Below are 25388 nucleotides of genomic sequence, written 5' to 3' on the forward strand. Positions count from 1 at the left end.
ATACCAACGTCGGAGAGCCCTCGCAAAAGGGTTTCCGTCCGGCGTGGGGCGCTGGCACGGCGGTCCGTGGCCGAACGTACACGGACGTTTTGATGGTTTTGTCAGAACCCCTTTTCCCGTCTATATCCCACTCCAGGTCAGGTGGAGCACCGATGCAGTACCTCAAACTCACGATCTCACCGGCGGACCGGGCGATTCACCCCATCGACGCGTTCGTGGCCGACCACGACGACGTCCAGCGGGAGGCACTCATGCACGTCGACGCCCGCGCCGACGGCACGACGGTCCTGCTGTACCGACTGACCGGCGACGAGGACGCGTTCGGGTCGGCGCTGGCCGACCGCTCGACGGTCCGTGACCACGAGGTCGTCGACGTTTCGGACGGCTTCCACGTGTTCCTGCAGGTCGGCTCCTCGGCGATGGGCGAACTCGTCGAGGTGGCTCACGACCACGCGCTCATCATCGACACGCCGCTGGAGTTCGTCGAGGGCGGCCTCAGCGCGACGCTGGTGGGCACCCACAGCAACCTCCGGGAAGCGCTGTCGAAGATGCCCGACGGCATCCAGTTCTCGGTCGACAACGCCGGCCCGTACATCCCCGGCGGCGAGGACCTGCTGTCGCCGCTGACCGACCGCCAGCTAGAGGTGTTCCAGACGGCCGTCGACGAGGGGTACTACGACGTGCCCCGCCGCGCCACCCACAAGGACATCGCCGCGACGCTCGACTGTGCGCCATCGACCGTCGACGAACACCTCCGGAAGGCCGAATCCCGCGTCGTCTCGGGGCTCGTCCAGTAACGGCAGACCGGACTGACGCGCCGTGCTCCACGCGCTCCTCACGCTCCTTCGGTAACCCGCCAGCGCGCCGCTCGTCGGTCACAAGCGCGAGAGAAACGGTGGGACTGGGATTTGAACCACGGTCGGACGTGCTCGCTCCCGTCGGTCGCTGTGCGCGTCCTCCCTGATTCAAACCAGCGACCCGAACACGCGTTCGCCGCTGGCGACCACACGCGTCGCGGTGGTCGCCACGCACTCACGCGAGAGGCGGTGGGACTGGGATTTGAACCCAGGAGTCCTGACGGACACCTGCTCTCAAGGCAGGCGCATTGCCACTCTGCCATCCCACCGCGTGCGGAGGTACTTCCTCCCGCGGTTTTTCGCTTTCGGTTACCGGGTCAGCGTCAGGTCACCGTCCGCGGACTCGACCACGAGTCCCAAGTCGGCCAGCGTCTCGGCGGTGTGGGTCGGGACGATACGCTCCGCGCGGCGGCGGGCGTTCAGGGTGGCGACGGCGGTGGCGAGGTCGCTCCCCGTCTCGACGACGGGCAGGAACGGGAGGAAGTCCACCTCGTGGCCCACGTCGCGGGCGCGGTCCGTGAGCGTCCCGACGGCCGGGTCGGTGTACGCGTCGGCGAAGTCGATGCCGTCGGTGAAGCCGGCGTAGTAGACCCGCCCGCCCGTCGCGGGGCCGAGCACCACCTCGCTTCGCCGGAGTTTCATCGCCGCCTCGTCGATGTGCTGGCGCGTCAGGAACGGCGTCGTCGGCGCGACGGCCGCCGCCGAGGCGACGCCCTCGGACTCCAGCAGATGCGTCACGGTGTTACCGACGCGACCGGCGAACGTCTCGCCGACCTGCACCTCCAGTCGGGGCTCGTCGACGCCCGCCTCGACCGCGAGTTCGCGCACCTCCGCTTCGGCGTCGCCGTCGCCCGGCACCGCATCCTCGGGGCGGTAGTTGACGAGCAGGTCACCGCCGCTTCCCGCCACGGCGCCGACGAGGTCCCTCGCCATCGCGGCGTACAGGTCGGCGGCCTCGCGTTCGGAGAGCGGCGATGTCTCGGGAAGACGGGGCAGGACGTGGCCGGGACGGGGCGGGTCAACAAGGACGGCGACGGTGGTCATGGTCGGCAGTCGTCGCGGGAACGTCTTGAGTTTTATATCTCGGGGACTACAGTCGGAGACATGAACTGGACTACACTGGTGAGTGCCGTCGCGGTGCTGGCCGTCGCAGTGACCGTCGTCGGTGCGCTCGTGCAACTCGTGGTCGGTCCGCTGTCGGCCGGTCCGAACCCCACCGCGGCGGCGGTCACCGTCGCGCTGGTGGCGCTTCTGGTCGTCGGCGCCGCCGCCGCGGGCGCTCGCGGCACCGGGAGCCGCTGGCTCGCCAACGGCGGCTACTGGTGAGCCGCGGCCCGAGGGGGCCCGAGCCGTGACTCAAAGGGACGCTTGAACGTACCGAAGGCGTTTATCCGGACATCCGGAACGCGGGAGTATGGACCGTCGCCGCTTTCTCGCTTCGTTGGGCGTCGCGGCCGGGCTCGCCGGCTGTTCGTCGGTCGGCGACCCCGCGGACAGTTCGCCGTCCGAGACGCTGACGCCCGTCGACCCATCCGAGACCACGACACCGACGGAGACGCCCGAGTCGACGCCCGACGACGACCCCGAGTTCCGGCTGGGAGATGCCAGCGTTGTCAGTCTCGAGACCGGCCCGCGGACGCTGTCGCTGTCGCCGCCGGTCTCGCGCGGCCCCGACGGCGCGGTAGTCGAAATGCGGTTCGCCGGGACGGCGACCGCCGACTCGCCCGCACGGGTGACCGCGACGCTCACGAACGACAACGACTGGTCGAACACGTTCCGACTCCGCGAGATAGCACCGTTCCAAGAGGTGAACACTGCGCGTCTGCGGGACCTCGACACCGACCGCGAGACGACGCTGTATCTCGCGCCGACCGCGAACCACGACCTCGTGGACGCCGACCCCGGCTACGAGCGCGGGCCCGAGGGGTACTGGCAGGCCACCGAGGTACCGCCGAAGCTCCCGTCGACGCTACGGCTCGCACCCGGCGAGTCCATCCACGGCGAGTATCTCCTGCTCGGCTACTGGGAACGGCGCGGGTTCCCGACCGGTCGCTACCAGTTCGGCTACGACGAGAGCGCGTTCGGAATCGCGGCGTGGGATACCGAGACGCCGGGCCCGACGCGCGACTCCCGGTTCGAGGACCGTGTCGTGCCGGACCTGCCCGACGGCGACACCACGGACTGGTACCACGAGGCCGACGCGAACGCGGGCGTCTACCTCGAACCGGCCACCGAGCAGGCCGACGCGCCCGCAACGTTCACATTCGAGTTGGTCAACCACACGGCCGACCCCGTCCCGGGGAACCCGTACGACTGGGGGCTGTACAAACTGGTCGACGGCGAGTGGTTCCACGTGGCGCCGTGGGGAGTCAACGTGCCCGCCAGCGCCGTCTCCCCCGGCGAGCGGTTCGACTACGCCGTCCACGCGTTCCACGGCGATTCCATCCGCTGTGACGACGAGGCGACCGGCGGCGCGGTCGGCCACCTCGGCGGCGGGACCTACGCGGTCCGCGCGGGGTTCTCGCGGCGGGACTCGGGGACGAACGCCGCGCTCGTCGGGTTCGAGGCGCCCGCGTTGGAGGTGACGCCCACGGGCGAGGCGACAGTAGAGACCCGGGACGGCCGCACCGTCGTCACCCGGCCCGAGTGGAACGACGGCGACCACCCGGCGAACGCGACGCTAACCGTCCAACCCACCGGCGACGCGGCCGACGCCCGCCGGCTCATCCCCGAGCAGGTGTATCGGCGGCCGTTCCGTGGACTCCGAGACGTGGTGCCGTACCTTTCGGAGACGCCCGTCGTGCTCCGTGCCGACGAGCACGTCGTCGACGGCGTGGTCGGGTACGACGCGCGCCGCAGAGCGTTCCGCTACGACGGCGAGACGTACGTCGCTGAGGCGGACCGCGACGGTCGAGAGACCGCGACGGGGTCCCGCTGACTCACTCCTCGTCGACCGACTCCGCGCTCGTGGCGGCGTCGTCGGGGTCCGACTGCGGCGACGACGGGTGGTAGTCGGTGGCGTACTCGCCGGGCCGGTCGTCGAGCCGGTCGGGGTTGATGCGCCCGCCCAGAAGCATGAAGTCCAGCACCGTGCAGTACAGCATCGCCTCGACGACGGGCACCGCTCGCGGCGGCAGGGAGGGGTCGTGACGGCCGACGACCTGAATCTCCTTCTCCTCGCCCGTCTCCCAGTCCACGGTTCGCTGTTTCTTCGGAATCGACGTGGGTGCGTGCCACGTCACCTCGCCGTAGATGGGTTCGCCGGTGGTGATACCGCCCTGCAAGCCGCCGTGGTCGTTGCCGACGGGAACGGGGTCGCCCTCGTCGCTCGCGACCTCCTCGCGGCTCCCGTCGTCGAACTCCCAGTCCTCGTTGCGGTCGATGCCGCGCACCTCGCGAGCGTCGCGCCCGAGGCCGAACTCGAAGGCCGTCGTCGCCGGAATCGACATCATCGCCTGTCCCAGCCGGGACGGAACGCTGTCGAACCGTGGCGCGCCGAGCCCCCGGGGGACGCCGCGCGCCTCGAAGTAGATGGAACCGCCGATGGAGTCGCCCTCCTCCTGGTAGCGGTCGATGGCCTCGCGCATCTCCTCAGCCGTCTCCGGGTGGGCACACCGGACCTCGTTCTCCTCCGTGTGTTCGAGCATCTCCTCGAACGTGACCTCGGGTGCGGTGATGCCGCCTATCTGGTTGACGTGGGCCTTTATCTCGATGTCGTACTCGGACTGGTCGAGCACCTGCTTGGCGACGGCGCCGGCCGCGACCCAGTTCACCGTCTCCCGGGCCGAGGAGCGGCCGCCGCCGCCCCAGTTGCGCGTGCCGAACTTCGCGGAGTAGGTGTAGTCGCCGTGCGAGGGGCGAGGCGCGGTCACGAACGGTTCGTACTTGCCCGAGCGGGCGTCCTTGTTCTGGATGACCATCCCGATGGGCGTCCCCGTCGTGTAGCCGTCCTGCGTACCGGAGTTGATGGTCACCTCGTCGGGCTCTCCCCGCGAGGTCGTTATCATCGACTGGCCGGGCTTCCGGCGGTCGAGTTCCCGCTGTATCTCCTCCTCGGAGAGTTCGACGCCCGCGGGACACCCCGAGACGGTACAGCCCATCGCGTCGCCGTGGCTCTCGCCGTAGGTGACGAACCGGAAGAGCCGCCCGAAACTGTTGCCGTTCATTACCACGGCGTCGGGCGGGCGGCCGCTTATACCTTACAATCGGTGCAAGCCGGACCGAGGGTTGAAATACGGGGGCGCGGCCACCGGTCCCGTGACCTGAGCACAGTCCGGGTCGGGACGAGGCCGTAGCGCGGGACACCGACTCGGGGCGAGATATCCGCCTGTTCGCTACTCGATGGCCGCGCCGAGGTCACGAAGCGTGTCGAAGAACCCGGGGAACGACACGTCGACGTGGTCGGCCCCCTCGATGGTCGTCGTCCCCTCGGCGACTAGCCCGACCAGCGCCAGCGCCATGATGATACGGTGGTCGTCGTGCCCCGCGACGGTGGCGCCACGCAGGTCGGACTCGCCGCCCCGGACCACCAGTTCGTCCTCGCGCTCTTCGACGACCGCACCGAGCGTCTCCAGTTCGGTCGCCATCGCGCTCACCCGGTCCGTCTCCTTGTAGCGGACATGCTCGCAGTCCGTGATGCGGGTGGTGCCGTCGGCCGCGGCACCCACGGCGGCGATGGTCGGGAGCAGGTCCGGAGTGTCCGCCACGCCCACCTCGACGCCCGAGAGGTCGGACCGAGCGACGACGATTTCGCCGGCCTCGCGGTCCCACTCGAGGGCCGCGCCCATCCGCTCTAACACGTCGACGATGGCCGAGTCGCCCTGCGCGCTCGGACGCGCACCCTCGACAGTCAGTTCGCCGTCGGCCGCGAGCGCGCCCGCCGACAGCAGGTACGACATCGAGGAGAAGTCGCCCGGAACGGCGTACTCCCCGTCGGCGGGTGCGTACGACTGTCCCCCCGGCACGGAGAACCCCGCGTCCGTCTTCGTCGCCTCGACGCCGAAGTCGTCGAGCAGTTCGAGCGTGATGTCGACGTACGGCGCGGATTTCAGCTCGGTCGTCAACTCCACGTCGATACCCTCCGGCGTGACCGCGCCCGCCATCAACAGCGCGGTGATGTACTGCGAGGAGACGTCCCCCCGAATGGACACCTCTCCCCCGTCGATGGGGCCGCCGACGACCAGCGGCGCCTGCCCGTTGCCGCGCGTCGACTCGGCGCGCGCGCCGAGCGCGTCGAGCGCCTCCAGCAGCGGTCCCTGCGGCCGCGACCGGAGCGAGTCGTCGCCCGTGAGCACCGTCAGCCCGTCGGCCAGCGCCGCGGTCGCCGTCGTGAGCCGCATCGTCGTCCCGGAGTTCGCGCAGTCGAGCACGTCGTCGGGCACGTCGGGTCGGCCGTCGAACCCGACCACCTCGATGCTCCCCTCGCGGCGCTCGACGGTGCCGCCGAACGCCTCGACGGCCCGCGCCGTCGCCCGGGTGTCCGCGGAGTCGAGCGGGTCAGTGACGGTCGCACCCTGCCCGTGGCCGGCGGCCAGTATCGCCCGGTGGGTGTAGCTCTTCGACGGTGGGGCACGGACCCGACCCGCGACCCGCGATGGGGAGACGGAGACGTTCACGTCCGGGGGTCGTCGCCGGTCGAAAAGAGGCTACCGGCCCCGGCAGACGGTAGCCTTTAGCCGGCGCGCACCCCACGCGAGGGCATGGACCCCGACCTCTCTCGACTCGACGACTACCTCGACGAGAACGACCTCGACGGCTACCTCATCGAGGCCGACGGCGACGACTCCGACCAGCGGTATCTCTCCGGGTTCACCGCCCCGGACCCGTTCGGAACGCTGTACACAGGCGAGACGCACCTGCTGGTCTCGTCGCTGGAGTACGGCCGGGCCAAGCGCGAGGCCCGGGCGGACACGGTCGAGCGGAGCGCCGACTACGACGGCCAACAGAAGATCGAGGAGTACGGCGAACACGAGGGAAGCCATCGCTTGCTTGCGGAGTTCCTGCGCACCCACGACGCCGAATCGGTCGCCGTGCCCAACGAGTTCCCCGCGGGCACCGCCGACGGCGCCCGCGAGCAGGGCATCGAGGTGACCGTCGACCACGACGGCGTCGTCGAACACATCCGCGCGACGAAGCTCCCGGAGGAACTCGACCACGTGCGCGACGCCCAGAAGGCCAACGAGCGGGCGATGGCCACCGCCGAGCGTCTCGTTCGGGAGGCGGACGTGAACGGCGACGGCGAACTCGTCCACGACGGCGACGTGCTGACGAGCGAGCGCGTCAAGACCGAAATCGAAATCAGCCTCCTGCGGGACGGCTACGCGCTCGATACGACCATCGTCGCCTGCGGTGCCGACGCCGCGGACCCCCACGACCGTGGCTCCGGGCCGCTCCGAGCCGACGAATCCATCATCGTCGACATCTTCCCGCGGTCGAAGGAGACCGGCTACTTCGCCGACATGACGCGAACGTTCGTGAAGGGCGCCCCGAGCGACACGGTCCAGGAGTGGTACGACCTGACGCTGGAAGCCAAGGAGGCCGCGCTAGACGCACTCGGGCCTGGCGTCTCCGGGAGCGAGGTCCACGGCGCCGTCTGTGACGTGTACGAGGACGCCGGTCTGCCGACGCTCCGCTCGGACCCGGAGACGGAGACGGGGTTCATCCACACGACGGGCCACGGCGTCGGTCTCGACATCCACGAGTACCCCCGCGTCTCGACGGCGGACAACGAACTCGAACCGGGCCACGTCGTCACAATCGAACCCGGCCTGTACGACCCCGAGGTCGGCGGCGTCCGCATCGAGGACATCGTCGTCGTCACCGAGGACGGCTACGAGAACTTCACCGACTACGAGACGTCGCTGGTCGTGTAGGCGTCGAGCGAACCCCTTTTGCACCCCGGCCCGATACCGGCTACTGATGCGACTACTCGTCGTGGGCGCGGGCGAGATGGGCCGCTGGCTCGCCGAGAGCCTCGCCCCCGCCTTCGATGTCGCGGTCACCGACGTCGACCAGGCCGTCGCCCGCGACGCCGCGGCCGTCGTCGACGCCAGGGTCGCCGACGACGGCGAGACGTTCGACGCCGTCTGCTTCGCCGTCCCGATGAGCGCCGTCGACGATGCCGTCGCCGCCCACGCTGACCGCGCCGACCGCGCGTTGCTCGACGTGACCGGCGAGATGACGACCGCGCTGGACGCGATGCGGGATGTGGCACCGGACCGCGAGCGGCTGTCGACCCACCCGCTGTTCGCGGCCGCCAACGCCCCCGGCAACGTCGCCGTCGTCCGCGATGCCGTCGGCCCGGTCACCGACGCGGTGGTCGACGCACTCGAGGTCGCCGGCAACGAGGTCTTCGAGACCACGGCCGCCGAACACGACCGCGCGATGGAGACGGTGCAGGCGAAGGCGCACGCGGCCGTGCTCGCGTACGCGCTGGCGGCCGAAGACGTCCGTGAGGAGTTCCACACGCCGCTGTCCGGCCCGCTCCAGCAGTTGGTCGACCAACTGCTCGACAACAACCCCCGCGTGTACGCCGAGATACAGGCCGCCTTCGACGGCGCCGACGGGGTGGCCGACGCCGCTCGACGGATAGCGGATGCCGACACCGAGACGTTCGTCGACCTGTACGAGGAGGCGTCACGATGAACCCCGACCAGCGCGAGGCGGTGCTCGACAACGCCCGCTACCTTCGCGAGGTGCGACCCATCGATCCGGAGGAGATATACGAGTACGTCGACGGCCAGCCCCATCCGGCCGTCGTCCGGCAGGTCCTGCGGGAACACGCCGTCGAACTCGGCGTCCGCGAGACCGACGAGGGGACGTTCGTCCCCGTCGAGGAAGGCCCGCTGTCGGTTACGTTCGCCGGCGTCGAGTCGTTCCCCGAGCGGTACGGCCGCACGCTGGAGGACCTGCTCGTCGACGAGTTCGGGGCCGGCTGGCCCGACGGCGAATCGGGCGACGACCTGCGGGCGACGGTCCGCGAGTTGAAGGCCGACTACCTCGAGGGCACGGCCGTCGAGTACGACTACCGGACGGCGCTGGCGTACGCGCTCTACCATCTGCCGGACTACTACGCCGTCGTCCAGTACGTGCTGGCACGGCTGGCGGACCACGGCCTCCTCGACCGTCGCCTGCGCGTGCTCGACGTGGGCGCAGGGGTCGGGGGGCCGATGCTCGGCGTCCACGACCTCGTGCCCGACGACAGCGTCGTCGAGTATCATGCGGTCGAGCCGTCCGCGGCGGCCGACGTGTTCGAGGCGTTCGTCGGGGAGACCCGCCCCGGGTTCGACACGCGCGTCCACCGCACGACTGCGGAGGCGTTCGACCTCGACGCCACCTTCGACATCGTGCTGTTCGCCAACGTCCTCTCGGAACTCGACGACCCCGAATCCGTCGCGGCCCGCTATGCGGAGTCGGTCGCCGAGGACGGGTCGCTCGTCGGTATCGCACCCGCGGACCGCAACACGGCCGTCGGGCTCCGCGAGGTGGAACGGTCGCTCGAAGCGGCGGGCTACGGCGTCTGGGGGCCACAGGTCCGGCTGTGGCCCGACTGTCGGCCGACCGACGAGGGGTGGAGCTTCGACGTCCAGCCCGACCTGGCGGTGCCGCCGTTCCAGCGGCGACTCGACGAGGGAGACCGGGCGGCGGCTGACGGCACCGCGGGCGACGGCGAGTTTGTCAACGTCGACGTGCAGTACGCCTTCTCGGTCGTCCGCCACGACGACGAGCGGATGGTCGCGTTCCGCCCGGACGCCTCCCGATTCGCGCGGTTCGCGGACAGCGAGACGCACGTCACTAACCGCGTCGACTGCGTGGCGCTGAAACTGTCCCACGACCTCGCCGAGGACGGCAACCCGCTCTACAAGGTGTCGGACGGCTCGGAGGCGGTCGACCACTACGCCGTTCTCACCCGCGAATCGGCGCTCAACCGCGACCTCTCGCGGGCGGCGTACGGCGACCCGCTCGCGTTCGAGAACGCCCTCGTGCTGTGGAACGACGACGAGGGGGCGTACAACCTCGTGGTCGACGCGGAGACGGTCGTGGACCGTCTCGCCGGGTAGCTTTTTGCACCCGGTGCTCCTCTCGCTCGTATGGAGATCCTGCTCACCAACGACGACGGCATCGAGGCCGACGGCCTCCACGCCATCTACGACGCCCTCTCGGACGTCGGTGACGTGACCGCCGTCGCGCCCGCGACCGACCAGAGTGCGGTCGGCCGGATGATGTCACACGAGGTCGACATCGACGAGCACGACCTCGGCTACGCCGTCCACGGCACGCCGACCGACTGCGTGGTCGCGGCCGTCGGCGCGCTCGACCTGACGCCGGACCTCGTCGTCTCCGGCTGTAACCGCGGCGCGAACCTCGGCGAGTACGTGCTCGGGCGGTCGGGAACGGTGTCGGCGGCCGTCGAGGCGGCCTTCTTCGGTCTGCCGGCCATCGCTGTCTCGCTGTACGTCCCGGTCGGCGAGGACATCTCCACGAGCGACTTCCCGGTCGACTACGGCGAGTACGCCGAGGCGGCCCGCGCCACCCGGTATCTGGTCAAACACACCGTCGACACCGGCGTGTTCGAGCAGGCGGACTACCTCAACGTCAACTGCCCCGTCCCGGGCGACGAGCAGGCCCAGATGGTCGTCACCCGTCCCTCCCGCGTGTACGACATGGACGCCGAACGCGAGGGGACGACTATCCACCTGGAGGACCGCATCTGGGAGCGGATGGCCGAGGGCGACATCACCGACCCCGAGGGGACCGACCGCCGCGCCGTCGTCGAGGGCCGGGTGTCGGTGTCGCCGCTCACCGCCCCGCACACGACCGAACACCACGAAGTGCTCGACGGGCTCGTCGTCGGCTACGACGACCCCAACTGACGCCGTCGGCGGGCGTCCCGGCCGGTGACTCCACGGAACGTGGGGGGATGTGACGAGGTAACGCATTACAGTTACTCGCGTCCTGCCACAGCCACTACCGAAACCAGAACCAGTTCCGCATTCCGGCAACTGCCCGAAAGTGTTTCGTCCGTCCCGCCGGAAGCCACGACGGATGTCTACCGACTCCGATTCCGGCTCCGACGAGGCGAGTGCAGTCCGACAGCGCCACCGCGACGCGGCCGACGAGGTGGTCCCCGAGCAGACGGGGCTGTTCATCGACGGCGAGTTCGGCGCCGCGGCGGGCGGCGAAACGTTCGACACGGTCGACCCGACGACGGGCGAGGTGCTCGCGTCGGTCGCTCGCGGCCGCGAGGCCGACGTCGACCGCGCCGTCGAGGCCGCGTGGACGGCGTTCGAGGAGACGTGGTCCGACTACTCCGCGGGGCGTCGCCAGCGCGTGCTGACGGCCATCGCCGACACCATCGAGGAGCACACCGACGAACTGGCGCGCCTGGAGTCGCTCGACAACGGCAAGCCGGTCTCCGAGGCGAAAATCGACGTCCGCGGCGCCGCCGAGCAGTTCCGCTACTTCGCGGGCGTCGTCCGCGAAAACCCCGGCGAGACGATGAACGCCGGCTCCCGGTACGGTCAGGTCATCACCGAGCCGTACGGCGTCGTCGGGCAGGTCATCCCGTGGAACTTCCCGCTGTTGATGGCCTCCTGGAAGCTCGCGCCCGCGCTCGCCGCGGGCAACTGCACGGTGCTGAAGCCGGCCGAGCAGACGCCGCTGTCCGCGCTCCGACTGGCGGAACTCGTCGGCGACACCGTCCCCGACGGCGTCGTCAACGTCGTCCCCGGCTACGGCGAGGAGGCGGGCGCCGCGGTCACCGGCCACCCCGACGTGCGCAAGGTGGCGTTCACCGGCTCGACGGCGGTCGGCAAGCAGGTGATGAAAAGCGCCGCCGACACGGTGACGGACGTGACGCTCGAACTCGGCGGGAAGAGCCCCGTCGTCGTGTTCCCCGACGTGGATGTCTCGACGGCGGTGCGGTTGGTGTCGTCGGCCATCTTTTACAATACTGGCGAGTGCTGTGAGGCGGGGTCCCGGCTGTTCGTCCACGACGACGTGGCCGACGACCTGCTGGAGGGACTCGTCGCGGCCGTCGACGACATGACTATCGGCGACCCGCTGGACGAGGACACCGACCTCGGGCCGAAGGTGTCCCGCGAGCAGGTCGACCGCACGATGGAGTACCTCGACGCCGCACGCGAGGAGGGCGGCGAGTTCCTCGCCGGCGGCGGTCAGCCGGACGACGAGGCGCTCGCGGAGGGCTGTTACGTCGAGCCGACGCTGGTCGAGGGGCTGGACCACGATTCGACGCCCGCACAGGAGGAGATATTCGGTCCCGTGCTCACGGTGTTCCGCTGGGACGACTACGACGAGATGATGGAGCTCGCCAACGACGTCGACTACGGGCTGGCCGGCGGCGTCATCACGGACGACATCACGAAGGCGAACCGGGCCGCCCGCGACATCGAAGCGGGCTACATCTGGGTCAACAGCTACCACGACCTCGTGCCGGGGCTCCCGTTCGGCGGCTACAAGCAGTCGGGCATCGGCCGCGAGTTGAGCGCCGAGACGCTCGACCACTACCGGCAGACGAAGACCATCAACCTCTCGTTGCGGTAGCCGCGCCGCGCCCCGGCGGGTCAGCCGTCCCGTCGCCGCGATTCCAGCGCCTCCCGCGTGTCGATGTCCGTCCTGATGCCCGGGTCGTCGACCGCGACCAGCGCGGCGTCGTCGTGGCCGAGCAGCACCGAGCGGCCCCCCACGTCGCCCTCGACCCCGCGGAGCGCGTCGAAACAGTCACGGTCGAACAGCACCGGGTTCCCCCGCGACCCCTCGTGAGCGACGGCCAGCGCCGCGCCCGCGTCGGCCCGGTACGCGGCCACCAGCACCTCCACGGTCCCGGGCGAGACGAACGGCATGTCGCCGGGCAGGAACACGACCGCCTCGACTCCGCGCTCGGTCGCGGCGTCGACGCCCGCCCGAACGGACGCCGACTGTCCCGTCTGGTAGGCGGGGTTCGACGCGAACGACACGTCCAAGCCGGCGAGCGCGTCGCGCACGGCGGTCGCCTCGTGGCCCACGACGACGACCACCTCCAGCCCGGCGTCGAGCAGGGTGGTCGCCGCCCGGCGGACCAGCGGCTCGCCGCCGACCGTCGCCAGGAGCTTGTTCGCGTCGCCGAACCGGGAACTCGTGCCGGCGGCGAGCACCACACCGAGGACGCCCGACGTGTCGGGCCTCCCGGCGGGCGCGTCGACGACGGGGAGGCCGTCGTCGGTCATTCGACCACCTCGTACGGCACCACGTCGACGGCCGTGCCGGGGACGAGCGGGTCGGTCGTGACGACGACGCTGTCGGTCAGCGTCAGGCGCGTGCTCGATGCCACCCGCCCCGGGGCGAACCGCGTGCCGTACAGCGGGAACGGCGAGTCCTCGTGCCCGAGCGGGGTCGCCCGCCCGTCGTCGAGGCGGACGGGGACGGCGTACTCGACGGGGGCGTCGGGCAGTTCGACGCGGCAGGTGGGGTCGGCGCTGACCGTCGGAAGGCGGTCGGTTCCGGCGAGTGCCGGGCGGGCGACGAGCGTCGCGGCGGCGTGGGCGGCGAGCGGTTTCCCGGGGAGCGCACAGACGAGCGTCCCGTCGACGAGCGCGGCCGTCGTCGGTCGGCCCGGGCGGAGCGCGACCCCCGAGAACAGGGTGTCGTGGTCGGCGAGCACCCCGCGTACGAAATCGGCCGCACCGGCGCTCGTGCCGCCGGAGGTGAACACGGCGTCGTGGTCGGCCGCCGCCGCTTCGATGGCTGCCCGGACGGCGTCGTCGTCGTCGGCAACCGGCTCCAGCAGCGCCGGCTCGTGACCCCACTCGCGGACGAGGTTCGCCAGCAACTCCGAGTCGCGGTCCGGCTGCTCGCCGGTCGCTATCTCGGTGCCGGTGGCGAGCACGCCGACGGAGAGCCGGCGCCGGACGGTGACGGTGTCGATGCCCACGTCCGCCAGCAGGGCGGCGTGTCGGGGCGCGAGCCGGGTCCCGACGCCGAACAGCACCTCGCCGTCGCTCGCTGTCGCGCCCGCCGGATAGCGGTTCGTCCCCGACTGGAGCGCCGGTCCGGTGAGTGTGCCGTCCGTGACCGTCGCCTCCTCGACGGGGAGGACGGCATCGGCCCGCTCGGGGAGGGGAGCACCGGTGGCGACGCGGACGGCCTCGCGCTCGCCGAGCGGGGGTGCGTCGTCGGCCGGCGCGACCGCTGCCACGACCGTCAGGGGGTACGGGTCCTCGGCCCGGAACGCGAACCCGTCCATAGTGGCGAAGTCGGCGGCCGGCACGTCGGCGGTCGCGGTGACGGGCGCCGCGACCGTCCGGCCCGCGATGGCCTCGCGGCCGACCGTCACCGTCTCGGACGGCCGTTGCCATCCGTCCGACAGCCGAGCCGCGGCGGTCGACCGGTCGAGGAGGTCACGGGACTCCATACGCCCACACGCCGGACCAGCGGGAAATGCCTTCGCCCGGCCCGCCTGTGACCAGTTACGCTACGCGCCAAGAGTAACTATCAGTAGTTACTATCCCGATTTTTACCCAAATATTGCAAACTCTTTTGGTAACATGGTCGCATACTGGTTTCACGGTGTGTCAGGAACTACCGTGAGGAGTACTACCACATGGAATTCAGCGGAACGTTCGAACTGGAGGAGACGACGGTCGACGAAGTGTGGCTCGCGCTCTCGGACCCGGTGTTGATCTCGGAGTCGCTTCCCGGCTGTGAGTTCCTGCTCGAGGTGGACGGCGACCCCGACTTCGAAGCGCTCGCGGAGCGGGCCGGCGAGACCGACCGGGAGCTGACCGGCGACCCGGAGGTCATCGCTCGGCGAGCGTTCAAGGAGGGCCACCAGTACGCTGCCCTGATGCAGGTCAGCGTCGGCCCGGTGAACCCGACGTTCGAGACGGTCGTCGAGATCGCCGAGCGCGACCGGCCACGGATGCGGGCCGAGGGGGAGGGGAGTTCCGGCGACAGCTCCTTCGAGATGTCGTCGGGGATGGAGCTGGCCGAGACCGACGCCGGCGTCGAAGTGCAGTGGGAGACCGACGCCGACGTGTTCGGGAAGGTGGCGGGGGTCGGCCAGCGGGTCATCGACCCCGTCGCCAACCGGCTCGTCAAGCGGTTCTTCTCGTCGGTCCAGACGCGGCTCCACGACCTCACCCTCGCCGAGATGGAGGACGAATCGACCGACCAATCGACTGAGGACGCTGGTCTCGTCGACCGACTGCTCGGTCGCTCGGGAGACAACTAACCGACATGACGACACACGACATCACGCTGACGGTCAACGGCACCGAACACGACCTCACGGTCGAAGCACGGACCCTCCTCGTCCATGCCCTCCGGGACGAACTCGGCTACACGGGCGCGAACATCGGCTGCGAGAGCAGCCTGTGTGGCGCGTGCACGGTCCGTATCGACGGCGACGCGGTGAAGTCCTGCACGGCACTCGCGGTACAGGCCGACGGCGCCGACATCGAGACGGTCGAGGGGTTAGACGAGGGCGGCGAGTTCCACCCCATCCAGGAGGGGTTCCAGGAGGAACACGGTCTCCAGTGTGGCTACTGCACGCCGGGGATGATGCTGACGGCGGTCGACCTGCTGGAGGAGAACCCCGACCCCACCCGCGAGGAGATACGCGAGGGGCTGGAGGGGAACCTCTGTCGATGCACCGGCTACCAGAACATCGTCAACGCCGTCGAGCACGCCGCCGACGCGATGGAGGACGGCGGCGCGGTCGCGGACGGCGGGACGGTGGACGGGGGTGAGACCGAATGAGCATCGAATCGCTCGACCCCGAGGACGTGTCCGCGGCGGACATCCTCGGGTCGGCCATCGAGCGCCGCGAGGACCCGGCGCTGCTCACCGGCGACGCCGAGTACACCGACGACATCCAGCTCCGGAACACGGCGCATCTGGCGGTCGTCCGCAGCCGCTACGGTCACGCACGCATCGAGGGGGTCGACACCAGCGACGCCGAGGCGATGGACGGCGTCGTCGGCGTCTACACCCACGACGACCTGCACCGCGACGACACGCCCGGCGGCGGCTCCTTCGAGCTGCCGGTCGGCTGGCTGCTGCCGAGCCTCAACAACGTCTCCCATCCCGTCCTCGCCGACGACCGGGTGCGCTACCAGGGCGACGCCATCGCGGTCGTCGTCGCGGAGGACCGGTATCTGGCCGCCGACGCCGCCGAGGCGGTCGACGTCGACTACGAGCGGCTCGACGCGGTGACGAACCCGAGCGACGCGCTGGGCGATGACGCCCCCTCGCTCCACGGCGAGGACGCCGAGGGCAACGTCGCGCTCGACTGGGAGATCGGCGACGAGGCGAAGACCGCCGACGCGTTCGAGTCGGCGAGCCACACCGTCGAGACGGAGATCTCCAACCAGCTCGTCATCCCGAACGCGATGGAGCCGCGGGCCGCCGTCGCCACCTACAACGCCGGCAACGACGAGCTCGACGTCTACATGACGACGCAGAACCCGCATCTCCACCGGCTGCTCATGTCGGGGGTCATCGGCCACCCCGAACACAAGCTCACCATCGAGGCGCCGGACGTGGGCGGCGGGTTCGGCTCGAAGATCCACCACTACGCCGACGAGGCGCTGGTCGCGTGGTGTGCGAAACTGCTCGAACGCCCGGTGAAGTGGGTCGCCACCCGCTCGGAGACGTACCTCACCGACGCCCCGGGCCGCGGTCACGAGACGACCGCGGAACTGGCGATGGACGACGACGGCACCATCGTCGGCCTCCGGGTCGACACGGAGGCGAACCTCGGGGCGTACCTCTCGACGTTCGCGCCCGCGGTGCCGACGTACCTGTACGGCACATTGCTGTCCGGTCAGTACGACATCCCCGCCATCTACGGCCACGTCACCGGCGCGTTCACGAACGTCCCGCCGGTCGACGCCTACCGCGGCGCGGGCCGGCCGGAGGCGTCGTTCCTCGTCGAGCGGCTGGTCCATCTCGGCGCGAAGAAGCTCGACATGGACCCCGCGGAGTTCCGCAGACAGAACTTCGTCCCCGACGACGCGTTCCCCTACGAGACGCAGGTGGCCGTCGTCTACGACAGCGGCGACTACGAGAAGCCGCTGGACGAGGCGCTGGAGCTCGTCGACTACGACTCGTTCCGCGAGCGCCAGCGGCAGGCCCGCGAGGAGGGCCGGTACATCGGCATCGGCTTCTCGTCGTACATCGAGGCCTGCGGGCTCGCCCCCTCGGAACTCGCCGGCCAGCTCGGTGCGCAAGCCGGCCTCTGGGAGTCGAGTCTCGTCCGCGTCCACCCCTCGGGGTCGGTGACGGCGTACTGTGGCACCTCCGGACACGGACAGGGCCACGAGACGACGTACGCACAGATCGTCGCCAACGAGCTCGGCATCCCGTACGAGGACGTCGAGGTCGTCGAGGGCGACACCGACGAGATACCACAGGGGATGGGCACCTACGGCTCGCGGTCGGCCGCGGTCGGCGGCAGTTCGCTCGTCAAGAGCGCCGAGAAGGTCGTCGACAAGGCCGCGGAGATAGCCGCCCACCAGCTGGAAGCGGACCCCGACGACGTGGCGTTCGAGGACGGCGAGTTCAGGGTCGCGGGCGCGCCCGACCGCTCCATCGGCATCAAGGCGGTCGCCCAGCAGGCGTATCTCGCCCACGACATGCCCGACGGCGTGGAGCCGGGGCTGGAGGCGACCTCCTTCTACGACCCCGACAACTTCGTGTTCCCGTTCGGCACCCACGCGGCGGTCGTCGAGGTCGACCCCGAGTCCGGCGAGATCGAGTTCGAGCAGTACGTCGCCGTCGACGACGTGGGCAACCAGATAAACCCCAAGATCGTCGAGGGGCAGGTCCACGGCGGCGTCGCACAGGGCGTCGGGCAGGCGCTGTACGAGGGCGCCGAGTACGACGACAACGGGACGCTCGTCACGGGGTCGATGCAGGACTACACCGTCCCGAAGGCCGAACACGTCCCGGAGATGGAGACGGCCTCGACGGTGACGCCCAGCCCCCACAACCCGCTCGGCGTGAAGGGTGTCGGCGAGGCCGGCACCATCGCCGCGCCGCAGGCGGTCGTCAACGCCGTCGCGGACGCGCTCGAACCGTTCGGCGTCGACGGCGTCGAGATGCCGATGACCGCCGAGCGCGTCTGGGAGGCCGTCGAGGAGGCGAGAGCCGCCGACGGCGGAACCGAGGCCGCGGCCGACGGGGGTGAGGAGTGATGTTCCCCGACGAACTCGACTACTACGAGGCGTCGACGGTCGACGAGGCGCTCGAGTTGCTGGACGAACACTCGATGCAGGAGACGGAACTGCTCGCCGGCGGCCACAGCCTCCTGCCGGCGATGAAGAGCGGGCTCTCGAGCCCGGACGTGCTCATCGACATCGGGAACATCGACGCGATGCACGGCGTGAGCGTCGACGGCGACGGTCTCTCCATCGGCGCGATGACGCGGTACAGCGACCTCCTGGCGTCGGACGCCGCCCGCGAGCACGCGCCGGCGCTGACGGCGGCCGTCGCGGAGGTGGGCGACACGCAGGTCCGCAACCGCGGCACCGTCGGCGGCAACCTCGCGCACGCGGACCCGGCCTCGGACCTGCCGGGCGCGGCGCTGGCCTCGGACGCGACGCTCGTCGCGGCCGGGCCGACCGGCGAGCGCGAGATCCCGGTCGACGAGTTCTTCTTCGGGATGTACGCGACGGCGCTTGACCCCGACGAACTGCTCGTCCGCGTCGAGGTGCCGTCGGCGGCCGACGCGGTCGGGACGTACGCGAAGAAGGCCTCGCCGTCGTCGGGGTACGCGATGGTCGGCGTCGCGGCGCTCGTCGAGACTGACGGCGACACCGTGCGGTCGGCCAGCGTCGGGGCGAACGGCGTGCTCGACCACGGCGTGCGCCTGAAGGGCGTCGAGGACGAACTCGCGGGCGCGACCCTCGACGCCGACACCGTCGAGGCGGCCGCCTCCCGCGCGAGCGAGGGGCTCGACAGCGGGATGATGCTGTCGGATCTCCAGGCGTCCGCGGAGTTCCGCGAGCGACTGCTCGAGGTGTACACGAAGCGCGCCCTGCAGGAGACGACTGGCCGGGCCGACCCGCCCGCGGCCGCCGACTGACGTGGCACACCCCGGTCCGCTCCCGTGGGCATCGCGGGCCGGGGGTCACCGTCACGCGACGCTATCACTCATGCTATGACAGAGCGACCGACGACGACGCTCGCCGACGTCTCCGCCGAGCGACTGCGCGAGGTGTTCGACGAGCAGTCGTACGTGGCGGACGACGACATCGTGACGACCGTGTTGCTGGCGTTCCGGCTGGGGAAGCCGCTGCTCGTCGAGGGCGAACCCGGCGCCGGCAAGACCGAACTGGCGAAGGTGCTGGCCGCCGGATTCGACACGGAGCTTGTGCGGCTCCAGTGTTACGAGGGGCTGACCGCCGAGAACGCGCTGTACGAGTGGAACTACACGAAGCAACTGCTCGCGGTACAGTCGGGCGAGGACGACGCCTCGGTGTTCTCCGAGGAGTACCTGCTGGAGCGGCCGTTGCTGACGGCGCTCCGTGGCGACGACTCGAAGGTGCTGCTCGTCGACGAGGTGGACCGCGCCGACGAGGAGTTCGAGGCGCTCCTGCTGGAACTGCTCAGCGAGTTCCAGGTGACGGTGCCGGAGCTCGGCACCGTCGGCGCCGCGACGCCGCCGGTGGTCGTCATCACCTCCAACCGGACGCGGGCGCTGAGCGACGCGCTGAAGCGGCGCTGTCTCTACCTGCACGTCAGCCCGCCCTCCTTCGAGAAGGAGCGGGCCATCATCGAACGGCGCGTCCCCGAGCTCGACGGCGCCGTCGCCGCACAGCTGTGTGGCGTCGCCGAGCGCCTCCGCGAGGAACCGCTGCGGAAGCCGCCGGGCGCCGCCGAGACCATCGACTGGGCGCGGGCCGTCGCGTCGCTCCGGACCGACGGCGACAACGGCTCGCTGTCCGCGACGGAACTGCGGACGACGCTCGGCTGTCTGCTGAAGGAGGTCGAGGACATCGAGCGGGTCGACGACGACCTGCTCCGGACGCTGCTGGACGCCGCCCGCGAGGCGAGCGAGGGGGTGGACGCGTGAGCGAGCCGCCGGACTTCGTGGCCGCCCGCGACCACGTCCGCGAGGAGCTCGTGCGGTTCCAGCGGGCGCTCCGACGCGCGGGGGTCGGCGTGCCCGCCAACGCCGGCCCGACGGCGGCGCGCGCGCTCGTCGAGGTGGGGTTCGACGACGAGCGCGCCGCGCGCGCCGCGCTACGGGCCGTGCTCGTCACCGACGCCGACGACGTGGCGACGTTCGACCGCCAGTTCCCCGAGTTCTGGCGGCGGCTCAGGGCCGGCCTCGACGGCGAGCCGGCCCCGCGGCGCGACGACGGCCCCGAGGGGACGCTCGCGCCGGTCGGGGGCGACCCCGCCGCGGGCGAGGAGCCGGACGGTGCCGACGCCGACGGCGACGGGGGGACCGACCCGGACCCGGTGACGACGGCGCTCGGCGCCGTTGCGACTGGGACCGCCGACGCGGCGGAGCGGGCCGCGACGGAGGCGGCGTGGTACAGCCCGACCGGCGACGCGACGACCGTCGGGGGCACGGCCGGCGAGCCGTCGTCGCTCGCCGCCGCGTTCGAGTCGGTCGGCACCGCGCTCGCCACGCTCCGTGGCCGGCGCTGGCGCCCGGGCGGCGACGACCGGGCCGACGTACGGCGGGCGCTCCGCGAGAGCGTCGCCACCGGCGGCACCGTGGTCTCGGTGCCCCGGCGGAGCCGGCCGCCGACGCGCTACCGTGCGCTGTGGCTGGTCGACGTGAGCCGGTCGGTGCTCGACACCGTCGACCGGTCGTTCCTGCTGGCGACGCTGCGGCGCGCACGCGCCGAGTGGTCGGACTGTCGGGTCGTCTTCTTCGACGAGGACTGCCGGGACGTGTCGACGGCGTTCGACGAGCCGACCGCGGCCGCGGCGCTGGACGCGCTCGAACGGGCCGAGAGGGAGTGGGGCGGCGGGACCCGCATCGGCGGGTCGCTCGCGTCGCTCCGCGAGCGCGACCCCGACGCTGTCGACGGCCGGACCGTCGTGTTCGTCGTCAGCGACGGGCTGGAGACGGGCGACGTCGACGCCCTCGAACGGGAGATGGCGTGGCTCTCGCGGCGCGCCGCGAGCGTGCTGTGGCTCAACCCGCTGGCGACGGCTCCAACCTACGAGCCGACGGCCGCCGGGATGGCCGCGGCGCGCCCGTTCGTCGACGGGCTGTTCGCGTTCGGCGGCCCGGCGGACCTCGAAGAGCTGGGCCGGCAACTGCGGCGCCACGGCGCGGGCGGACGCATCGGCTACGAGTACGACCCCCGACGGAGGATATCCAACCCATGAGTACGAGATCGGACGAGTGGAGCGTTCCCGAGACGGAACTGTTCGCGCGGATACGAGCGGCTCTCGACGCCGACGCCGAGGCGGTGCTCGCCACCGTCGTCGACGTCGAGGGGAGCGCGTACCGGCGACCGGGGGCGAAGATGCTGCTCGACCCCGAGGGCGGCGGCGCCGGCAGCATCACCGCCGGCTGCCTCGAAGACGAGGTGCGGGCGCTCGCGGTCGACGTGCTCGCGGCGGGCGAGCCCCGCGTCGAGACGTGGGACCTCACCGGCGACGACGACGTCTGGGGGATGGGCGTCGGCTGCAACGGCGTCATCACCGTCCTGCTGGAGCCGCTGACGGAGGGGTTCCGGCCGGTCGCGACCGCCCGCGAGAGCGGCGAGGACGTCGGCGTCGTCACCGTCCTCGACGGCGACCTGCCGACCGGAACGCGGGCGGTCTACGCCCCCGAGCGGGGGTTCGACGGGGACTGCCTGCCGGCGTGGCTCCGGGACGAACTCGACGACACCGTCGGTGAGTTCGTCGCGGACGGATCGAGCGATACGCTCAAGGTCGACCACGCGGACGGCTCCGTGGAGCTGTTCGTGGACGGCGTGCGCGCGCCGCCCGAACTGGTCGTGTTCGGCTCCGGCCACGACGTGGGGCCGGTCGTCGAGCTGGCGAAGCTCGTCGACTTCCGGGTGACGGTCGTCTCGTTCCGCGGCGCGCAGGCCGACGCCGAGCGGTTTCCCGGCGCCGACGCCGTCGTCTCCGCGTCGCCCCGCGACGTCGGTGGTCTCCGCGCGTGGGACGAGGACACCTACGCCGTCGTGATGAGCCACAACTTCGTCGACGACCGGCTGGCGCTGGTGGAACTGCTGGAGACGCCGGTGCCGTACGTCGGCCTGATGGGGCCGGACAAGCGGTTCGAGGAGATGCTCGAGGAGTTCGACGCGGAGGGGGTCGCCGTCTCCGAGGCCGACCGGGGCCGAATCTTCACCCCTATCGGGTTGAGTCTCGGCGGCGACACCCCGTACCAGATCGCGTTCAGCATCGTCTCGGAACTGCTCGCAGTCGCCAACGACCGGACGCCGGAGCACCTGTCGCGGCGCGCCGGCCCCATCCACGAGCGCCGCGAACCCACCGACGAGTAGCATGACCGGCGACCACTCGGCGGACGGGGGACGGATGCTCGCGCGGACGTGGACCATCGCCGCCAACTACCGGACGCCCGCCGACTACGACGTCCCCGAGGCGCCGACGTTCCACGGGGAACGGTGCGACGACGGGACCTTCGTCCTCAGCGATTCGGAGTCAGGCGAGACCGTGTTGACGGCGCGTGCGCCGACGACCGTCCGGCGGTGAACGCTCCCCGGCTACCTGCTCTCCGCTGTTCGACCTCGTTCGGATGGATTTCAACTATTCGCACGCGGCGGGGCGCCGAAAGCGCTTTCAGTATGAATATGATATGAGTATGTATGCGCCGTAGCGAGGAGCGCAAGGTCGGCGAACGGGGGCAGGTCACCCTCCCGAAGGAACTCCGGGAGAAGTTCGACATTCACGGGGGCGACGACGTACTCGTCCACGAGGAGAACGGGAAAATCACCATCGAGAAGCCGGTGAGCCGAGAGACCCTTGCTGAAGGCTATCGTCGGTACGCGGCGGAGTCGGAAGCCCTCGAAGAGGAGATGGCCGGCGTGTCCCGCGAGAGCGATCGGTATCTCGGCGATGCGCCGGACTGGTGAGCGATGAACGTTCGACGCGGGGACATCGTTGTCGTCGACCTCGACCCGACGGAAGGCTCGGAGCAGCGGGGAACTCGGCCGTGTCTCGTCGTGCAAAACGACGTCGGGAACGAGAACGCTCCGACGACGATCGTCGTCCCGTTCACGACGTCACGGGGAGACCAGCTGTACCCCTTCGAGGTTCTCGTCTCGGCCGACGAGTGCTCCCTGCAGGAGGACGCCGTCGCCCTCTGCAGTCAGATTCGCACCGTCTCTATCGAGCATCGCATCGCGGACACCGTCGGTTCGATCCCCGACGCCCGCATGGAGGACGTCGATGATGCACTCGAATACAGCCTCGGTCTGAAAGAGCTCTAGCGGGACTCCCGCTGTTCGACCTTGTTCAACTCGATGAGCAGTCGGAACACCGCCTTCACGAGGTTGGAGTCCACGTCGAACCGCTCGGCGTTCTCGCCGGCGCGTTCCATCACCGCCTCCTCCTGTGACTCGTCGGTCGTGGGGATGTCCCGCTCGCGTTTCACCTCCGCCACGCTCTCCGCGACGTAGGTGCGCTGTGCGATGAGTTCGACGATCTCGCGGTCGATGTTCCGTATCTCCTCGCGGAGTTCGTCGAGGCTCATCTCCTCCGTGCGCCGTCCGTCTGTGTCCGTGTCAGCCATGTGGTTCCCTCGTAGTCGCGCCAGCGGTCTTCGACCCGTTCGAGCGTCGCCCGGTCGCCGACGGCCGTGAAGCTCGGTCCCGTCCCCGACAGCGAGACGCCCGCCGCGTCCGGCAGGGCCGCGACCATCGGGGTCGTCGGGAACTCCAGGGCGGCACAGAACGCGAAGCCGTTGACCGTCATCGCGGTCGCGTACCGGCCGTCGAGTGCGAGCTCCTTCACCAGGTCGGCCATCGGCGCGACCCGCTCACAGCGGGCGGCGTCGGCGTCCGCCGAGAACGCCTGCTCGTCTGGCGCGTACACGAGCACGCTGGTCTCGAACGGGTCGTGCGCGAGCAGTTCGTCGGCGGTGTTGTCCGTCACGGTTACGCCCCCGAGCATGGAGGCGGAGGCGTCGTCGAACGCGCCCGTCACCGTGACGCCGGCCTCGCGGGCGGCGTCGACGCCGATGCGGCACGCTTCCACCCGCGAGAGCTCCGCGTCGAGCGCGTCGAGCGTCGCCAGCACCGTCGCGTTCGCGGCCGCCGACGAGGACTTGAGGCCGGCGGCCATCGGCACGTCGCTCTCCGTGCGGACGTGGCCCCCCTCGCCGTCGCCGAACCGGTCGACGACCCGTGCGAAACACGTCTCCACGAGCGTCGTGTCCGCGTCGGGCGCGCCGGCTATGTCGCCGGTCACCTCGCCGGAGTCGTCGAGCGTCACCTCGGCGCGGGTCCACTCGTCGATGGCGAACGCGGAGCCGTACCCCGTCGCCAGCGCGTTGAGGACGGTGCCCGCCGCCGGTGCCTCGGCGCGGCCGTGCATCACGCGACAGTCTGCCACGGGCACCTAAAGCGATGGCGGTCGGGGCCGCGCTTGCGAGGCGCTTTTCCGACCGCCCCGCAAAGGAGGTGGTATGAGCCTGCGGAACGACATCGCCCCGGACACCCTCCCTCTCTCGCTGGAACCGGAGGGCGTCGAGGTGACGTACACGGACGGCCGGAGCGTCTTCTACCACGGGGTCCCCGAGCGGGTCGAGGGCTCGGTCATGTCCGGCCCCGGCAAGGACGTCCACGTCCTCGTCACCGACCCGACCGAGGAGGAGGGCGTGATGGTGTACGTCAACGACCGGAAGACCCACGACGACATCCTCGAGTCGTCCGGCGTCGGCCGCGTCGTCGTCGACCGCGAGACGACCGAGTCGCTGTTTCCCGGCGTCGACGTGACGAACCACGGCTACCGCATCGAGGTGAGCGCCGACCCCGAGGCGGCGCGCGGCCGCGTGTTCGTGTTCGTCGAGGACGAACTCGGCGAGCAGAGCTACGAAATCGTCGGGGTCGACGCGTCCGAGGGCGGCGAGTAGTCCCGTGCCGCTCTCGAAGCGCTGGCGCGCGCTGGACCGCTCGGCGGTCGACGCCGCGCCGAACCGCTACGGCGTCGTCGAGTTCGGTGCCGACGGCACGGTGCGGGCCGTCGAGGCCGGGATGGTCCGCGACGTGCTGAAGGAGGCCGTCGCGTACGGCGACCACGAGCAGGTTCGCTGGGAGACGGCCCAGGACCGCGAGCACGCAACGCGGCTGGCGGCGGAGCACCGCGACCGCCTCTGATTACTGGATGTAGGCTGGTTCCTCGTGGTCGCAACCCCGTTCGTGGTCCTTCGCATCGGCTTCGAGGTCGAACATCATTCCACAGCCCTCGCAGACGTACCACGTCGTCCCGTCCCGCTGGGTCTGCTTCACCATGTGGGGGTATCGACCAGCATCGGCTAAAGGCGTTTCTCCGGTCAGCGGCCCGGCGGTGAGCGGGCGAGCCCGTGGGATA

General features: G+C 70.7%; 28 protein-coding genes and 1 tRNA gene. 20 read left to right on the top strand and 9 right to left on the bottom strand.

What is annotated here, in order from left to right; genetic code table 11:
* Window positions 1-152: 152 nt before the first annotated feature.
* Complete coding sequence (locus tag NL112_RS13115; RefSeq protein WP_255149292.1) at window positions 153-797, top strand: helix-turn-helix domain-containing protein; 645 nt, start codon at window positions 153-155, stop codon at window positions 795-797.
* Window positions 798-1044: 247 nt separating this feature from the next.
* Here NL112_RS13115 and NL112_RS13120 read toward each other — a convergent pair.
* Window positions 1045-1126 (bottom strand) — tRNA-Ser (locus NL112_RS13120).
* A 40-nt stretch (window positions 1127-1166) separates the two neighbouring features.
* Entirely contained in the window at window positions 1167-1901 is a 735-nt protein-coding gene (locus tag NL112_RS13125; protein ID WP_255149293.1) for a TIGR04282 family arsenosugar biosynthesis glycosyltransferase, read from the bottom strand.
* 60 nt (window positions 1902-1961) lie between these two features.
* Here NL112_RS13125 and NL112_RS13130 point away from each other — a divergent pair, with 60 nt between their 5' ends.
* On the top strand, window positions 1962-2183 hold the full coding sequence (locus tag NL112_RS13130; RefSeq protein WP_255149294.1) for a hypothetical protein: 222 nt from the start codon (window positions 1962-1964) through the stop codon (window positions 2181-2183).
* A gap of 88 nt (window positions 2184-2271) precedes the next feature.
* On the top strand, window positions 2272-3795 hold the full coding sequence (locus NL112_RS13135; RefSeq protein ID WP_255149295.1) for a hypothetical protein: 1524 nt from the start codon (window positions 2272-2274) through the stop codon (window positions 3793-3795).
* A 1-nt stretch (window position 3796) separates the two neighbouring features.
* Here NL112_RS13135 and aroC read toward each other — a convergent pair whose 3' ends face one another.
* Both aroC and aroA read right to left on the bottom strand, forming a co-directional pair.
* Window positions 3797-5023, bottom strand: coding sequence for a chorismate synthase (gene aroC, locus NL112_RS13140; RefSeq protein ID WP_255149296.1), 1227 nt, complete (start codon window positions 5021-5023; stop codon window positions 3797-3799).
* 168 nt (window positions 5024-5191) lie between these two features.
* Window positions 5192-6472: a 3-phosphoshikimate 1-carboxyvinyltransferase gene (aroA, locus tag NL112_RS13145; RefSeq protein WP_255149297.1), complete on the bottom strand. Its 1281-nt coding sequence runs from the start codon at window positions 6470-6472 to the stop codon at window positions 5192-5194.
* 84 nt (window positions 6473-6556) lie between these two features.
* Between aroA and NL112_RS13150 the strand changes: the two genes are divergently transcribed.
* The 5 genes from NL112_RS13150 (at window position 6557) to NL112_RS13170 (ending at window position 12419) form a co-directional block, all read left to right on the top strand.
* Window positions 6557-7729, top strand: coding sequence for a M24 family metallopeptidase (locus NL112_RS13150; RefSeq protein ID WP_255149298.1), 1173 nt, complete (start codon window positions 6557-6559; stop codon window positions 7727-7729).
* Between the two features lie 46 nt (window positions 7730-7775).
* Complete coding sequence (locus tag NL112_RS13155; RefSeq protein WP_255149299.1) at window positions 7776-8501, top strand: prephenate dehydrogenase/arogenate dehydrogenase family protein; 726 nt, start codon at window positions 7776-7778, stop codon at window positions 8499-8501.
* Window positions 8498-9916, top strand: a complete 1419-nt coding sequence (locus NL112_RS13160) for a small ribosomal subunit Rsm22 family protein (protein WP_255149300.1) — start codon at window positions 8498-8500, stop codon at window positions 9914-9916. Before NL112_RS13155 ends, NL112_RS13160 begins: the two co-directional genes overlap by 4 nt.
* 30 nt (window positions 9917-9946) lie before the next feature.
* Window positions 9947-10729: a 5'/3'-nucleotidase SurE gene (gene surE / locus NL112_RS13165; protein WP_255149301.1), complete on the top strand. Its 783-nt coding sequence runs from the start codon at window positions 9947-9949 to the stop codon at window positions 10727-10729.
* A gap of 172 nt (window positions 10730-10901) precedes the next feature.
* On the top strand, window positions 10902-12419 hold the full coding sequence (locus NL112_RS13170; protein ID WP_255149302.1) for an aldehyde dehydrogenase family protein: 1518 nt from the start codon (window positions 10902-10904) through the stop codon (window positions 12417-12419).
* Window positions 12420-12439: 20 nt separating this feature from the next.
* Here NL112_RS13170 and NL112_RS13175 read toward each other — a convergent pair whose 3' ends face one another.
* Window positions 12440-13081: a nucleotidyltransferase family protein gene (locus NL112_RS13175; RefSeq protein WP_255149303.1), complete on the bottom strand. Its 642-nt coding sequence runs from the start codon at window positions 13079-13081 to the stop codon at window positions 12440-12442.
* The gene (locus NL112_RS13180) at window positions 13078-14265 is read right to left on the bottom strand and encodes a molybdopterin-binding protein (RefSeq protein ID WP_255149304.1); all 1188 of its coding nucleotides are present in this window, start codon (window positions 14263-14265) and stop codon (window positions 13078-13080) included. The genes NL112_RS13175 and NL112_RS13180 overlap by 4 nt, the downstream gene beginning before the upstream one ends.
* Window positions 14266-14454: 189 nt before the next feature.
* Here NL112_RS13180 and NL112_RS13185 point away from each other — a divergent pair, with 189 nt between their 5' ends.
* The 10 genes from NL112_RS13185 (at window position 14455) to NL112_RS13230 (ending at window position 23287) form a co-directional block, all read left to right on the top strand.
* Complete coding sequence (locus tag NL112_RS13185; RefSeq protein ID WP_255149305.1) at window positions 14455-15084, top strand: SRPBCC family protein; 630 nt, start codon at window positions 14455-14457, stop codon at window positions 15082-15084.
* Between the two features lie 5 nt (window positions 15085-15089).
* Window positions 15090-15611: a (2Fe-2S)-binding protein gene (locus tag NL112_RS13190; RefSeq protein WP_255149306.1), complete on the top strand. Its 522-nt coding sequence runs from the start codon at window positions 15090-15092 to the stop codon at window positions 15609-15611.
* Window positions 15608-18049: a xanthine dehydrogenase family protein molybdopterin-binding subunit gene (locus tag NL112_RS13195; protein WP_255149307.1), complete on the top strand. Its 2442-nt coding sequence runs from the start codon at window positions 15608-15610 to the stop codon at window positions 18047-18049. The genes NL112_RS13190 and NL112_RS13195 overlap by 4 nt, the downstream gene beginning before the upstream one ends.
* On the top strand, window positions 18049-18939 hold the full coding sequence (locus tag NL112_RS13200) for an FAD binding domain-containing protein (protein WP_255149308.1): 891 nt from the start codon (window positions 18049-18051) through the stop codon (window positions 18937-18939). Before NL112_RS13195 ends, NL112_RS13200 begins: the two co-directional genes overlap by 1 nt.
* 75 nt (window positions 18940-19014) lie before the next feature.
* Window positions 19015-19929 (top strand): AAA family ATPase, encoded by a 915-nt coding sequence (locus NL112_RS13205; RefSeq protein ID WP_255149309.1) that lies wholly within the window; start codon window positions 19015-19017, stop codon window positions 19927-19929.
* Window positions 19926-21206, top strand: a complete 1281-nt coding sequence (locus tag NL112_RS13210) for a VWA domain-containing protein (protein ID WP_255149310.1) — start codon at window positions 19926-19928, stop codon at window positions 21204-21206. Before NL112_RS13205 ends, NL112_RS13210 begins: the two co-directional genes overlap by 4 nt.
* Window positions 21203-22339, top strand: a complete 1137-nt coding sequence (locus NL112_RS13215) for an XdhC family protein (protein ID WP_255149311.1) — start codon at window positions 21203-21205, stop codon at window positions 22337-22339. The genes NL112_RS13210 and NL112_RS13215 overlap by 4 nt, the downstream gene beginning before the upstream one ends.
* 1 nt (window position 22340) lies before the next feature.
* Window positions 22341-22550, top strand: a complete 210-nt coding sequence (locus NL112_RS13220; protein WP_255149312.1) for a hypothetical protein — start codon at window positions 22341-22343, stop codon at window positions 22548-22550.
* Window positions 22551-22663: 113 nt separating this feature from the next.
* On the top strand, window positions 22664-22930 hold the full coding sequence (locus NL112_RS13225; RefSeq protein WP_255149313.1) for an AbrB/MazE/SpoVT family DNA-binding domain-containing protein: 267 nt from the start codon (window positions 22664-22666) through the stop codon (window positions 22928-22930).
* A gap of 3 nt (window positions 22931-22933) precedes the next feature.
* The gene (locus NL112_RS13230; RefSeq protein ID WP_255149314.1) at window positions 22934-23287 is read left to right on the top strand and encodes a type II toxin-antitoxin system PemK/MazF family toxin; all 354 of its coding nucleotides are present in this window, start codon (window positions 22934-22936) and stop codon (window positions 23285-23287) included.
* Here NL112_RS13230 and NL112_RS13235 read toward each other — a convergent pair.
* Entirely contained in the window at window positions 23284-23589 is a 306-nt protein-coding gene (locus tag NL112_RS13235) for a chorismate mutase (RefSeq protein ID WP_255149315.1), read from the bottom strand. The genes NL112_RS13230 and NL112_RS13235 overlap by 4 nt on opposite strands.
* The gene (locus tag NL112_RS13240; RefSeq protein ID WP_255149316.1) at window positions 23547-24392 is read right to left on the bottom strand and encodes a shikimate kinase; all 846 of its coding nucleotides are present in this window, start codon (window positions 24390-24392) and stop codon (window positions 23547-23549) included. Before NL112_RS13240 ends, NL112_RS13235 begins: the two co-directional genes overlap by 43 nt.
* A gap of 91 nt (window positions 24393-24483) precedes the next feature.
* On the opposite strand from NL112_RS13240, the gene NL112_RS13245 reads away from it, so the two are divergent.
* Window positions 24484-24930, top strand: coding sequence for a DUF5796 family protein (locus NL112_RS13245; protein WP_255149317.1), 447 nt, complete (start codon window positions 24484-24486; stop codon window positions 24928-24930).
* A gap of 4 nt (window positions 24931-24934) precedes the next feature.
* Window positions 24935-25174, top strand: coding sequence for a DUF7508 domain-containing protein (locus NL112_RS13250; protein ID WP_255149318.1), 240 nt, complete (start codon window positions 24935-24937; stop codon window positions 25172-25174).
* On the opposite strand, the gene NL112_RS13255 is transcribed toward NL112_RS13250, so the two are convergent.
* Window positions 25175-25309: a DUF7128 family protein gene (locus NL112_RS13255; protein ID WP_255149319.1), complete on the bottom strand. Its 135-nt coding sequence runs from the start codon at window positions 25307-25309 to the stop codon at window positions 25175-25177. It abuts the gene before it with no gap.
* Window positions 25310-25388: the final 79 nt, after the last annotated feature.

The sequence above is a fragment of the Halorarius halobius genome (assembly GCF_024298865.1).
Lineage (GTDB): Archaea > Halobacteriota > Halobacteria > Halobacteriales > Haloarculaceae > Halorarius > Halorarius halobius.